Raw genomic sequence first — 11,331 nt, 5'->3', positions numbered from 1 at the left:
AGGGTGGGCAAAGCGCAGCGTGCCCACGCCTTGTCGCTCATGGACGGAGATCGTGGGCACGGCGCTATGCGCCTTTGCCCACCCTACGGCACTGCCGCTGGGATATGCACTGGAGCATCGCAATGACATGTGGAGACAGCATGCGCCTCACTCCGCTCTCGTGTCCCGGACGCAGCGCAGCGTCACTGCGTGCCGCAACGCGTCCGGGACACGAGAGAGCGAGGTTGTCGCCCTTGCTCCGTCACTGCAATGACGCGAACGGACTACACGTGCTGGCCGCCGTTGATGTGGATCTCGGCGCCGTTGACATAGGACGAGGTGTCCGTGCACAGCACGTAGATGATTTTTGCCACTTCGTCGGGCGTGCCGAGGCGGTGCATCGGGATCTGCTGTTCGACGATCTTCTCGGTGCCCGGCGACAGGATCGAGGTATCGATCTCGCCCGGAGCGATCGCGTTGACGCGCACGCCGACGCGGCCGAAATCGGAGGCCATCTCGCGCGTCAGCGCCGCGAGCGCGGCCTTCGACGTCGCGTAGGCGGCGCCCGCGAAGGGGTGCACGCGCGAGCCCGCGATCGAGGTGACGTTCACGACCGAGCCCTTGGCCGCCTTCAATTCCTCGATCAGCCCGCGCGCAATCATGATCGGCGCGAAGAAGTTGACGTGGAAGACATGCGTCCAGGTGTCGAGATCGGTGTCGACCGAGCCGAGCCTGGAGCCGCCCGCGCCCTTCGGCGAGATCGCGGCGTTGTTGACCAGCGCATGCAGCGTGCCGCCCTCCAGCCGGCTGCGGATCTCGCTGATCGCACGCGCGGTGTCCTCGGGATTGCCGAGGTCGACCTGGATGTGGTCCTCGGGCCCCGCGTCCCACGGACAGTCCTCCGGAAACGGATGCCGCGAGCAGGTGATGACGCGCCAGCCCGCCGAGGAGAAGCGGATCACGGTGGCGTGGCCGATGCCGCGGCTGGCTCCGGTCAGGAGCAGTGTACGGCGCGGCGCATTGGACGAATGCGGCATGGACATCTTTCAGGTCGGCCTAAAGTTTAGGGATACATCCGCGTCTTGGACCACTTCTGGCCGGCCGCGTCACGGCGAAATTCGATGCGGTCGTGCAAGCGGAACGGGCGGTCGTGCCAGAACTCGATGCGCGAGGGCGTGATGCGCCAGCCGCTCCAGCCCGGCGGCCGCGGCACTTCGCCGATGACGTATCTGGCCGCGACTTTCGCGATGGCCTGCTCGAAAGCGAAGCGGCTCTCCAGCTCTTGCGACTGCTTGCTCGCCCAGGCGCCGATCTGGGCCTGCTTGGGTCGGGTGGCGAAATAGGCGTCGGCCTCGGCCTCGGTCACCGGCGTCACGTTGCCGCGGATGCGGACCTGACGGCGCAGCGACTTCCAGTGAAAAAGTAACGCTGCCTTAGGATTTGCGGCGAGTTCGCGGCCCTTCTGGCTGGCGATGTGGCTGTAGAAGACAAAACCCTCGGTATCGAAGCCTTTCATCAGCACCATGCGCACGTCAGGCAGCCCGTCGGGGTCGACGGTTGCGAGCGCCATGGCGTTCGGATCGTTCGGCTCGCTCTTGATCGCCTCGTTCAGCCAGGCCTCGAACAGCGCAAATGGCTCGTCGGCGGCGGTGAAATCACCGGATGTTAAGGGTGTCTGGTGTTTCATCGAGGTCGTGTCGGTCATGTCTGGAGTCCGAGTTGCGTCCCGCGGCCCAAAACGCGTTGTCGTCCGCTACCGCCCTATATAGGGCATGGGGACGCGTTGGCCTATCGGCGATCCGGCCGTCCGGCGTTGTCATGACGATCATTGTCATCGGGCTCGGTGCCGGAGGATGCAGCTTTTCCCGCAATGACAAGAGTGCCTACGCCAAGGCCGATGACAGCGACCTCACCGGTTCGATCGCGCGGCCGGCGAAGGACGCGCCGCCCACCGAGACCGATCTCGCCTTCGCCCGCAACGCCGCCTCCGACGTCCTCAGCAAGGGCGACAGGGATTCCAGCCAGCATTGGGAGAATCCGGAGACCGGCGCGCGCGGTTCGGTGACGCCGATCGCGCAGTCCTATGCCGCCGAGGACGGCCGCAGATGCCGCGATTTCCTGGCGAGCTACGTCAACGGGGCGACCGAAAGCTGGCTCCAGGGCGCCGGCTGCCAAAGCACCCGTGGCCGTTGGGAGATTCATACGCTAAAGCCGTGGCGGAGCTAGGATTCGGCGCGCGCCCCTAGTTGCAAAAATGCCACTCTCTTCCCACATGAATCCCTGGTGGGGCGGGGAGCCCTTTGAACATTTCGATTTCTTGAAGGAGACGTGACGGATGCGCGACCCCTATGAGGTCTTGGGGGTGCCGCGGAGCGCCAGCGCTGCCGCGATCAAGAGCGCCTATCGCAAGCTTGCCAAGAAGCATCATCCCGACAGCAACAAGGACGACCCGAAAGCCGCCGAGCGCTTCTCCGAGATCAACTCGGCGAACGAGATCATCGGCGACGAGGACAAGCGCAAGCAGTTCGACCGCGGCGAGATCGACGCCGACGGTAAGCCGCGCTTCCAGGGTTTTCCGGGCGGTGGCGGGCCGCGCGGGCGTGCCGGCCCCGGCGGCTTCGAAAGCTATACGTTCCGCTCCGGCGGCGGCCCCGGCCAGGGCGGCGGCGCGTTCGAGGATATCCTCAACAGCATGTTCGGTGGCGGGATGCGTGGCGCCCGGCCTGGGGCCGGCGGCGCCGGGCAGTTCGAATTCGATACCGGCGGCGTCGGGCTCGATCTCGACGTGAATGTCGCCATGTCCGTCTCGCTGGAAGAGGCGGTCAAGGGCGGCGAGAAGCGCGTCAGGCTGCCGACGGGCAAGGAGCTCAACGTCAAGATTCCGGCCGGCGTCACCGAGGGCCAGCAGATCCGGCTCCGGGGGCAGGGCGAGTCCGCGCAGGGCCATCCGCCCGGCGATCTCCTGATCACCATCAACATCGCGCCGCACGCCCACTTCAAGGTCGAGGGCGCCGACTTGCGGATCGATCTGCCAGTGACGCTCTACGAGGCCGTGCTCGGGGCTAAGGTCCGCGTGCCTACCCTCGGCAATGCCGTGGAGCTTTCGGTTCCAAAAAACACCTCCAGCGGCCGGACCTTCCGCCTTAAAGGTAAGGGATTGCCGAAATCTGGCGGAACCGGGGATCTCTTCGTCACGATCAGGATTATGCTACCGGACGGGAACGACGCCGAGCTTGAAGCATTGATGGAGAAGTGGCGGGACCAACACCCCTACAATCCACGTAGCGGGCTCGGCTAGGGCGCTAGCCGAGGCATCCCGACGATCGGAGCATTCTCTCCCCGAAAGGATGATGCTCAACATACGCCTGAAGCGCGGCTCGCGCTTCGACGCTGACGTTCGAGACGTGTCGGTTGCCCGGCGGGGCAGCCGATAAAAAGGTGCGGCCTCGAGAGGGGGACCAGCGCGGTACCAAAAACCCCAATCGAGGCCGCCCGCGTCGATCGGCGGATCGAACGCTGCTCATTTTCGCGTGATCATCCGGTGCGATAATGAGACGCGCCGATGTCTTCATTCCAAATTTTCAATGACGGAATCTAGGCACCGCCCTCAAGCGGCTGTCTAGGTGCCGTTTTTCTCGGCCTGATCATAGACCGCCTGCGCCACCCTGGTCAGCCGGTCGCGATCACCGCCACCGCTGACGACGTAGCCGACGCCGCGCTCGGCCCAGAACAACGCGCCGTCCTTGTCCGTTTTGGCGTAGCGCATTTGCGTCGCACCATTCTCGGTCTTGGCGGTGTAGATCGTGTAGCGCTCGCCAGAGGCGCCCTCATACATCAGGAACGAGGCCGGGCCGTTCGGACCCGGCAACAGCCGGCCGCCAACGAGCTTCAGCCCGCTCGCCTCCAGGTTCGGCGCGAACACGGTCCAGCCGCAACGCCGGGTCAGCCAGGCCTGCAGGTGGTCGCGCTCGTTGCCGGCGACCTCGACGGGGTGGCGGACCTCCACGACATAGAGGCGGTGGGCGTCGAGCGCGTCCGCCGTAAAGCTCCGGAAGGTGGAGGGGGCATTGGCGGCGCCATGCCCGACCCAGCCGGCGGCGCCCCCGGCGACGAAGGCGACCAGCACCGCCGCCGCGGCGCCGTAGAGCCATTGCCGCGGGCGGCGTTCCAGCCGCTCGAGCTCCAGCCGGGCCGGCACCGGCTCCTGGGCGACGGAATCGTAGCGGGCGTGCAGCATCTCAGCCATGGCGCGCCAGGACTGCACGCGCTCGGCCTCTTCAGGATGGGCGGCGAGCCAGGCCTCGACGTCGGCGCGGCGCTCGGCCGGCAGCTCGCCGTCGACATAGGCGTGCAGTTCGTCCTCGGTCACTGGGATATTGCGGTCGTTCATATCAATCGTCTCTGGCTCTGTGGCCTTAAATGTCGTTCAAAGCTCGACGTCGCGTAGCTCATCTTCATGCTGCGGGCGGACGACACGCGATGCATCAACCCTGCCATCATTTCACCCGCCTGAGCGTCGGGCGCTCGCCCTCCAGCGAAGCCTTGACGTGGGCGCGGGCGCGGGCCAGGCGCGACATCACGGTGCCGATCGGCACGCCCTGGATATCGGCGACCTCGCGGTAGCTCATGCCTTCCAGCATCACGAGGAGCAACACCGAGCGTTGCTCCTCGACGAGCGTCGCCAGCGCCCTCTCGATGTCGCGCCCTTCGGCTTCGGTGCCGCTGGCATCCGGGTTGTTCTCCGTCAGCTGCGTGAACTGCGGCCGCCTTGCCAGCGAGCGCCGCCGGTTCTTGTTGAGGTTGGTCAGGATCGTGTAGAGCCAGCTTCTGACGTCGCCTCCGAGAAACAATCGCTCCGAACGCAGCGCCCGCACCAGCGTGTCCTGCACCAGATCGTCGGCCGCATCCGCGTCGCGCGTGAGCGCGCGGGCGTAGCGGCGCAACGCCGGGATCATGGCTTCCACACTCTGGCGAAACGCACTCATTGCGGTCTTGACGTCCTGGTATCAGGCGCGAGCGCCTATAGCGATCATAACACCCGAACGGAACGGCTATTCCGGCGCTCGAAACAGCGTTAACGCGGCGTATTAGGGCTGTACCGCAGGGGAGGGCTGGTGTACCTCCAGACCTCACCAAGAGTTCGACGGGACGTTCAAAAATGGCGCAGAATTCGGGTCTGATGCAAGGAAAGCGCGGAGTGGTCCTCGGCGTTGCCAACAACCGCTCGATCGCCTGGGGCATCGCCAAGGCGTGCCACGCCGCCGGCGCCGAGCTCGCCTTCACCTATCAGGGTGATGCGCTGAAGAAGCGCGTCGAGCCGCTCGCTGCCGAGATCGGTGGTCTCGTGCTCGGCCATTGCGATGTCACGGATGCCGCGACCATCGATGCTGCGTTCGGGGTGCTGAAGGAGAAATGGGGCAAGATCGACTTCCTGGTGCACGCGATCGCCTATGGCGAGCAGCTCGACGGCCGCTACGTCGACACCACTCAGGAGAATTTCTCCAAGTCGATGCTGATCTCCTGCTACTCGTTCACGGCGGTGGCGCAGCGCGCCGAGAAGCTGATGACCGATGGCGGTTCGCTGATCACGCTCAGCTATTACGGCGCCGAGAAGTGGATGCCGCATTACAACGTGATGGGCGTTGCCAAGGCGGCGCTGGAGGCCAGCGTGCGCTATCTCGCCGCCGATCTCGGCGAGAAGAACATCCGCGTCAACGCGATCTCGGCAGGTCCGATCAAGACGCTCGCGGCATCCGGCATCGGCGACTTCCGCTATATCCTGAAGTGGAACGAGGCCAATGCGCCGATGCGGCGCAACGTGTCGACCGAGGACGTCGGCGGCAGTGCGCTGTATTTCCTCTCCGACCTCTCGCGCGGTGTCACCGGCGAGGTGCATCACGTCGATTCCGGTTATCACGTGCTCGGCATGAAGCGCCCGGACGCGCCGGACATCTCGTTCGGCGGCAAGGACTAGCTTAAATCCGGAATTCCCGTGCCCACGATCTATTATCTTCGCCATGGTGAGACCGAGTGGAATGCGCTCGGGAGGCTTCAGGGCATTAAGGACGTTCCGCTGAACGCGCGTGGACGCGGTCAGGCCGTGCAGGCCGGCAGCATTCTCGCCGACCTATTCAAGCGCGAGGGTCGCGACAAGGCGGCGTTACCCTATGTGTCGAGCCCGCTCGGCCGCGCGCGCCAGACCATGGAACTTGCGCGCGGCAAGCTGGAGCTGCCAGTTGCCGGATATGCGCTCGATGATCGCCTGCGTGAGATTGGCTATGGAGTCTGGGAAGGTCTGACCCTGGCCGAGAGCGAGGCGAGGGATCCTGACGTGTATGCCCGGCGCCTCACCGACAAATGGTCGGTCGGCCCCGCCGGCGGGGAGACCTACGCCGATGTCCAGGTCCGCGTACGGGCCTGGTACGACCAGCTGCGGACCGACACCGTTGCGGTCGCCCATGGCGGGACCTGCCGGGCCCTGATGGTTTCACTCGGCCTGGAGACCCCCCTCACTGCCGCCGAGCTCTATATCGAGCAGGGCGCCGTCTACGTGTTCCGCGACGGGCGGCTGGAGAAGTTTAGCTAGTCCCATCCGCCGTCATTCCGGAGCGGTGCGAAGCACGAACCCGGAATCTTGAGATTCTCAGGTGCGCAAGGGCGCACCGGAGTTCGCCCTTCGGGCGCCCCGAATGACCGAGTGTGTTTGACCCCGGTGTTCCCCCGCGTTACCACCACAAGTCAGAACTGACTTACGCACCAGCGAGAAGCGATGTCCTTCAACACCTTCGGCCACATGTTCCGCGTCACGACCTTCGGCGAGAGCCATGGGGTGGCGATCGGCTGCGTGGTCGACGGTTGTCCGCCCATGATCCCGCTGACCGAGGCCGACATCCAGCAGGACCTCGATCGCCGCCGGCCGGGCCAGTCGCGCTTCACCACCCAGCGCCAGGAGCCGGACCAGGTCAAGATCCTCTCCGGCGTGATGGCGCATCCGGAGACCGGCGTGCAGGTGACGACGGGTACACCGATCGGGCTCCTGATCGAGAACACCGACCAGCGCTCGAAGGACTATTCCGAGATCAAGGACAAGTTTCGCCCCGGTCACGCCGACTTCACCTATGAGGCCAAATACGGCCTGCGCGATTATCGCGGCGGCGGCCGCTCCTCGGCGCGCGAGACCGCGACGCGCGTTGCCGCCGGTGCCATCGCGCGCAAGGTGCTGCCCAACGTGAAGGTGCGCGGCGCGCTGGTGCAGATCGGCCCGCACAAGATCGACCGTGCGAAGTGGGACTGGGACGAGATCGCCAAAAATCCGTTCTTCTGCCCGGACAAGGACAAGGCCGCGTTCTTCGAGACCTATCTCGACGGCATCCGCAAGAGCGGCTCCTCGATCGGCGCGGTGATCGAGGTGGTCGCCGAAGGCGTGCCGGCCGGCCTTGGCGCGCCGATCTACGCCAAGCTCGATTCCGATCTGGCGGGCGCGATGATGACCATCAACGCAGTGAAGGGTGTCGAGATCGGCGCCGGTTTCGGCGCGGCGGAGCTCACCGGCGAGGAAAACGCCGACGAGATGCGCACCGGCAATGACGGCACGCGCTTTTTGTCCAACCATGCCGGCGGCGTGCTGGGCGGCATCTCCACGGGGCAGCCGGTGGTGGTGCGTTTCGCGGTGAAGCCGACCTCCTCGATCCTGCAGCCGCGTCTCACCGTCGACCGCAAGGGGGCCGACACCGAGATCTTTACCAAGGGCCGCCACGACCCGTGCGTGGGCATCCGCGCCGTCCCTGTCGGCGAAGCCATGATGGCCTGCGTGCTGGCCGACCACTTTTTGCGCGACCGCGGACAGGTCGGGCGCTAGGGCCGAGTCGGGCGTTCATGCCGCGGTACCAGCCGACCGCGCAGCTTGACGATCCCGCAACTTCGTTCGCAAATGCGGCCATGAACAGCTCCGAGCTTCAGCGCATCTGCGACTGGCTGATCGACGGCGCCTGGGCGGCTCAGGAGTCGGCCGTAGGGATTGCCGATTTCTGCGAACGTCTTGTCGCGGCCGGCCTGCCGCTGACGCGTTTCGGCATCTTCATCCGTACGTTGCATCCCGAAGTCTTCGGCCGCAACTTCATCTGGCGGCAGGGCGAGGAGGTCGAGGTCGGCACCGTCGATTTCGATATCCTGGACACGCCCGAATTCGCCGCGAGCCCGCTCCGCATCGTGTTCGAGCAGGGGATCGAGGTCAGGGGGCGCGTCGGCGATCCCGACAATACGCGCTTTCCGATCGTCAAAGACATGGACGCCGAAGGAGCGACCGACTACATCGCGGTGCCGATGCCGTTTCTCGACGGCTCGGTCCACGCCACGAGCTGGGTGACGCGGCATCCCGGCGGCTTCAGCGATGACCATATCGCAGCGATCCGGTCCATCGTGACGCCGCTGGCGCGCGTCAGCGAGATCATCACCCTGCGCCGTACCGCCGAGATGCTGCTCGACACCTATGTCGGCAACCGTGCCGGCGCGCGCATCCTCGGCGGCCAGATCCGCCGCGGCCACAACGACACCATGCAGGCCGCGATCTGGCTCTCGGACCTGCGTGGCTTCACCGCGCTGTCGGACCGGCTGCCACCCGAGACGGTGGTCGAGATCCTCAATCACTATTTCGACTGTCAGGTGACCGCGATCCGCGGGCATGGCGGCGAGGTGCTGAAATTCATGGGCGACGGTCTGCTCGCGGTGTTTCCGATCGACGAATATGTCGGCGATGCCGCCCATGTCTGTTCGCGCGTGCTGGAAGCGGCGCGCGAATCCCGCGCCAGCGTCGAGGCGCTGGCCTTTCCGGTCGGCGACGCCGTCGAGCGTTTCCGCTTCGGCGTCGCGCTGCACGTCGGCAACATCCTCTACGGCAATATCGGCGGCGGCAACCGCCTCGACTTCACCTGCATTGGTCCCGCCGTGAACCTTGCCGCAAGGCTCGAGAAAATCACGGGCCGCCTGGGGCGGACCGTCGTGGCCTCGGAAGGTTTTGCCAATGTCTGCCGCCACGACTGGCGCGAGCTCGGCGAGTTTCCGATCGCGGGATTTTCCAAGGCTCAGCGCGTGTATGGGCTTGGCGAGGAAACGCCGGTGGTGATGGCCTAGCGGACGGCACCGTCGGCGAAACTAGTCAGCGCGCACATATGACTGCCTCAGCCCAAGCGTCAGGATCGTCAGAGTGATCCACAGCCGCAGCATCGCAAAGCTGAAGATGAAGACGAAATAGATCAGGTTCTTGCTGAACTGGCTCGCTGACGAGGTCTGCCAGAAATTCCAGATCGCGCTCCGCACCGCTTCCTGTCCGTAGGCGAGGGCGACGTTGATGACACCGAGCGCGATCACGGCGGCGCCGAGCCACAGCCCGCGCCGTGCGAACTCGCCGATGGCGCCGAACAGGGCGACCCTGCCGTCATCGCGCTCGGCACGGACGATCATGAGCAGCACGATGGTGGCGATCCATGCACTCCAGAAGCGCCCGGGATGGGTGAACTGGTCGAACGCCATGCCATCGAGCCCCGCCAAGAGATGATACGAGGCCTCAAAGCCGGCTAATCTGGCGCTGAGCGCCGCCGCGATCATCACGAGCATGATCCGCCACAGGATCGAGAAGGACAGCTTGAACTGCTCGCCCAATGTCAGCGCGCCGAGCGAGGACTGGCCGCCGGCCGCCTCGATCGATTGTTGCGCCGTCGCGAAGAAGGCCAGGAGCACCGAAATGTCGGCAATGATGATGGCTGGCAGCGCCACGGCGCCGCCGCCGAACGCGATCACCCGCATCGCAGCCGCCAGGATCAGCCAGGGCAGGGCGTGCAGGAGCTTGAACGGACCGAACGAGGTTTCTGGGCGGGCCGGCTTGAGCGCGAACTGTTTGCGCAGTGCAACTGTCATCTCACCGTGGTGACACAGGAGATTGAACCTGCGGTAGCGGGGATCGGTAAAATTGACCGGAAGCGGGCAAACGACGCCCTATTCCTCCGGCTCGGTCGTGAACAGCAGCGGATAGCCCTTGGCGCGGCCGGCATCGGTGGCGCGGGTGGCCTTGGTCTCGGCGACGTCCCTGGTGAACACCGCGACGACGCAGGCGCCGAGCTTGTGCGCGGTGATCATCACCTTGTAGGCCTGATCCTCGGTCATACGGAATTCGGCCTTCAGGATCATGGTGACGAATTCGCGCGGCGTGTAGTCGTCGTTGATCAGGATGACCTTGTGCAGCTTCGGCCGCTCGACCTTGGTCTTGGTCCGCGTCTTCGGCTTGGTGACAGTGTTGTTCATTCCGCCTCCCGGATACGGCGGGCTCGGGTTCCCTGCCGCAGCGATCAGCTTGCGACCTTCGCACCATATTGCAGGACCTGCACCTTCTCCAAGGTGATCAGGCCGCTCGACATCATGCCATCCAGGATGGGCAGGAATGCGTTGATGTTGTCCTCGCTGTCGACGATCTCGATCAAGAGCGGCAAATCTTCCGACAGCCGCAGGATCTTCGAGGTGTGCAGCCGGCTCGACTTGCCGAAGCCCATGGGGCCGCGCAGCACCGTGGCGCCGGCAAGGTGCCGCTCGCGCGCGGTCATCACGATCGCTTCATAAAGCGGTTTGCCGTCGAAATGGTCGCTCTCGCCGATGAAGATCCGGAGCGAAACTGCCTGATTGGGGATTTGCATGGTCAGCTCCTCGTCAAGCGGTTGTAGCGGCTCGCCATCATATGCCCTGCCCATACCGACACCAGCCAGCAGATGACGGACGCCGCGATATAGGCGAGCGCGGTGTATTTCATGCCGCCGTGGAACAGGCGGAAGGTGTCCAGGCTGAAGGTCGAAAAGGTGGTGTAGCCGCCGCAGAACCCGGTCATGACGAATTGCCGGTGCTCGGGCCGCGCCAGCATGCGGCCGTCGGGGCCGGTCAGCGTCGCGTAGAAGCCGATGATCAGCGAGCCCGTCGCATTGATGAACAGCGTCGCGAAGGGAAAGCCCGGCCCGGTGTCGAGCGCGAGCCCGACGAGATAGCGCGTCAGGCCACCGACGACGCTGCCGGCGGCAACCCAGGCATAGAGCATCGCAGTGCGCCAGCGCTCGGCGGGAGCGTTCATCGGCCTCTAGCCCTTCTCCTTCTCCCCGCGCGCGGGGAGAGGGTCGGGGTGAGGGGGGCTCTGCACGAAGGAGGTGGCAGTTGGACTAGCGGAGAGTCCCCCTCACCCGGAATCTGCGTTTCACGCAGATTCCGACCTCTCCCCGCAAGCGGCAGGGGAATCGCATATGGGTTTTGTCTAGCTATTGCATTGGAAGGCAAGACGGATTCTGAAGACGACTCCCGGAAGACGGAGGGGGTCGGATG

14 protein-coding genes are annotated in these 11,331 nt (G+C 65.2%); 6 read left to right on the top strand and 8 right to left on the bottom strand.

The features are described from left to right. Window positions 1-263: 263 nt before the first annotated feature. Together GGD65_RS39845 and pdxH are read right to left on the bottom strand one after the other, a co-directional pair. Window positions 264-1,016: an SDR family NAD(P)-dependent oxidoreductase gene (locus tag GGD65_RS39845; protein WP_026202769.1), complete on the bottom strand. Its 753-nt coding sequence runs from the start codon at window positions 1,014-1,016 to the stop codon at window positions 264-266. 26 nt (window positions 1,017-1,042) lie between these two features. Continuing rightward, complete coding sequence (pdxH, locus tag GGD65_RS39840) at window positions 1,043-1,684, bottom strand: pyridoxamine 5'-phosphate oxidase (RefSeq protein WP_018322567.1); 642 nt, start codon at window positions 1,682-1,684, stop codon at window positions 1,043-1,045. Between the two features lie 113 nt (window positions 1,685-1,797). On the opposite strand from pdxH, the gene GGD65_RS39835 reads away from it, so the two are divergent. Beyond that, window positions 1,798-2,205, top strand: a complete 408-nt coding sequence (locus GGD65_RS39835) for an RT0821/Lpp0805 family surface protein (protein ID WP_018322568.1) — start codon at window positions 1,798-1,800, stop codon at window positions 2,203-2,205. A gap of 109 nt (window positions 2,206-2,314) precedes the next feature. After that, window positions 2,315-3,277 (top strand): DnaJ C-terminal domain-containing protein, encoded by a 963-nt coding sequence (locus GGD65_RS39830; RefSeq protein WP_183238746.1) that lies wholly within the window; start codon window positions 2,315-2,317, stop codon window positions 3,275-3,277. 321 nt (window positions 3,278-3,598) lie between these two features. Here GGD65_RS39830 and GGD65_RS39825 read toward each other — a convergent pair whose 3' ends face one another. Continuing rightward, on the bottom strand, window positions 3,599-4,369 hold the full coding sequence (locus GGD65_RS39825) for an anti-sigma factor (protein WP_183238745.1): 771 nt from the start codon (window positions 4,367-4,369) through the stop codon (window positions 3,599-3,601). 106 nt (window positions 4,370-4,475) lie between these two features. Then, entirely contained in the window at window positions 4,476-4,964 is a 489-nt protein-coding gene (locus GGD65_RS39820) for an RNA polymerase sigma factor (protein WP_018322571.1), read from the bottom strand. A 173-nt stretch (window positions 4,965-5,137) separates the two neighbouring features. On the opposite strand from GGD65_RS39820, the gene fabI reads away from it, so the two are divergent. The 4 genes from fabI (at window position 5,138) to GGD65_RS39800 (ending at window position 9,108) form a co-directional block, all read left to right on the top strand. Next, window positions 5,138-5,953: an enoyl-ACP reductase FabI gene (gene fabI / locus GGD65_RS39815; protein WP_018322572.1), complete on the top strand. Its 816-nt coding sequence runs from the start codon at window positions 5,138-5,140 to the stop codon at window positions 5,951-5,953. Between the two features lie 12 nt (window positions 5,954-5,965). Next, window positions 5,966-6,565 (top strand): histidine phosphatase family protein, encoded by a 600-nt coding sequence (locus GGD65_RS39810; protein ID WP_183238748.1) that lies wholly within the window; start codon window positions 5,966-5,968, stop codon window positions 6,563-6,565. Window positions 6,566-6,748: 183 nt separating this feature from the next. Continuing rightward, on the top strand, window positions 6,749-7,837 hold the full coding sequence (gene aroC, locus GGD65_RS39805; protein WP_018322574.1) for a chorismate synthase: 1,089 nt from the start codon (window positions 6,749-6,751) through the stop codon (window positions 7,835-7,837). 80 nt (window positions 7,838-7,917) lie between these two features. Continuing rightward, window positions 7,918-9,108, top strand: a complete 1,191-nt coding sequence (locus GGD65_RS39800) for an adenylate/guanylate cyclase domain-containing protein (protein WP_183238747.1) — start codon at window positions 7,918-7,920, stop codon at window positions 9,106-9,108. Window positions 9,109-9,129: 21 nt separating this feature from the next. On the opposite strand, the gene GGD65_RS39795 is transcribed toward GGD65_RS39800, so the two are convergent. The 4 genes from GGD65_RS39795 to crcB all read right to left on the bottom strand — a co-directional run bounded on the left by GGD65_RS39795 (window position 9,130) and on the right by crcB (window position 11,086). Beyond that, complete coding sequence (locus GGD65_RS39795) at window positions 9,130-9,891, bottom strand: hypothetical protein (RefSeq protein ID WP_183238744.1); 762 nt, start codon at window positions 9,889-9,891, stop codon at window positions 9,130-9,132. Between the two features lie 78 nt (window positions 9,892-9,969). Next, window positions 9,970-10,275, bottom strand: coding sequence for an ATP-dependent Clp protease adapter ClpS (gene clpS, locus GGD65_RS39790; RefSeq protein WP_018322577.1), 306 nt, complete (start codon window positions 10,273-10,275; stop codon window positions 9,970-9,972). 44 nt (window positions 10,276-10,319) lie between these two features. Continuing rightward, the gene (locus GGD65_RS39785) at window positions 10,320-10,661 is read right to left on the bottom strand and encodes a DUF190 domain-containing protein (protein ID WP_179735335.1); all 342 of its coding nucleotides are present in this window, start codon (window positions 10,659-10,661) and stop codon (window positions 10,320-10,322) included. Between the two features lie 2 nt (window positions 10,662-10,663). After that, on the bottom strand, window positions 10,664-11,086 hold the full coding sequence (gene crcB / locus GGD65_RS39780) for a fluoride efflux transporter CrcB (RefSeq protein ID WP_183238743.1): 423 nt from the start codon (window positions 11,084-11,086) through the stop codon (window positions 10,664-10,666). Window positions 11,087-11,331: the final 245 nt, after the last annotated feature.

The organism is Bradyrhizobium sp. CIR18 (genome assembly GCF_014198295.1).
Taxonomy (GTDB): domain Bacteria; phylum Pseudomonadota; class Alphaproteobacteria; order Rhizobiales; family Xanthobacteraceae; genus Bradyrhizobium.
The sequence above is the reverse complement of the archived record's forward strand: the minus strand, read 5'-3'. Positions and strand labels throughout refer to the sequence as shown.

What these genes read in the sequence shown, in the direction of transcription:
- GGD65_RS39845 (WP_026202769.1), bottom strand. Translation starts at nt 1,016, where the DNA reads ATGCCGCATTCGTCCAATGCGCCGCGCCGTACACTGCTCCTGACCGGA.
- pdxH (WP_018322567.1), bottom strand. Translation starts at nt 1,684, where the DNA reads ATGACCGACACGACCTCGATGAAACACCAGACACCCTTAACATCCGGT.
- GGD65_RS39835 (WP_018322568.1), top strand. Translation starts at nt 1,798, where the DNA reads ATGACGATCATTGTCATCGGGCTCGGTGCCGGAGGATGCAGCTTTTCC.
- GGD65_RS39830 (WP_183238746.1), top strand. Translation starts at nt 2,315, where the DNA reads ATGCGCGACCCCTATGAGGTCTTGGGGGTGCCGCGGAGCGCCAGCGCT.
- GGD65_RS39825 (WP_183238745.1), bottom strand. Translation starts at nt 4,369, where the DNA reads ATGAACGACCGCAATATCCCAGTGACCGAGGACGAACTGCACGCCTAT.
- GGD65_RS39820 (WP_018322571.1), bottom strand. Translation starts at nt 4,964, where the DNA reads ATGAGTGCGTTTCGCCAGAGTGTGGAAGCCATGATCCCGGCGTTGCGC.
- fabI (WP_018322572.1), top strand. Translation starts at nt 5,138, where the DNA reads ATGGCGCAGAATTCGGGTCTGATGCAAGGAAAGCGCGGAGTGGTCCTC.
- aroC (WP_018322574.1), top strand. Translation starts at nt 6,749, where the DNA reads ATGTCCTTCAACACCTTCGGCCACATGTTCCGCGTCACGACCTTCGGC.
- GGD65_RS39800 (WP_183238747.1), top strand. Translation starts at nt 7,918, where the DNA reads ATGAACAGCTCCGAGCTTCAGCGCATCTGCGACTGGCTGATCGACGGC.
- GGD65_RS39795 (WP_183238744.1), bottom strand. Translation starts at nt 9,891, where the DNA reads ATGACAGTTGCACTGCGCAAACAGTTCGCGCTCAAGCCGGCCCGCCCA.
- clpS (WP_018322577.1), bottom strand. Translation starts at nt 10,275, where the DNA reads ATGAACAACACTGTCACCAAGCCGAAGACGCGGACCAAGACCAAGGTC.
- GGD65_RS39785 (WP_179735335.1), bottom strand. Translation starts at nt 10,661, where the DNA reads ATGCAAATCCCCAATCAGGCAGTTTCGCTCCGGATCTTCATCGGCGAG.
- crcB (WP_183238743.1), bottom strand. Translation starts at nt 11,086, where the DNA reads ATGAACGCTCCCGCCGAGCGCTGGCGCACTGCGATGCTCTATGCCTGG.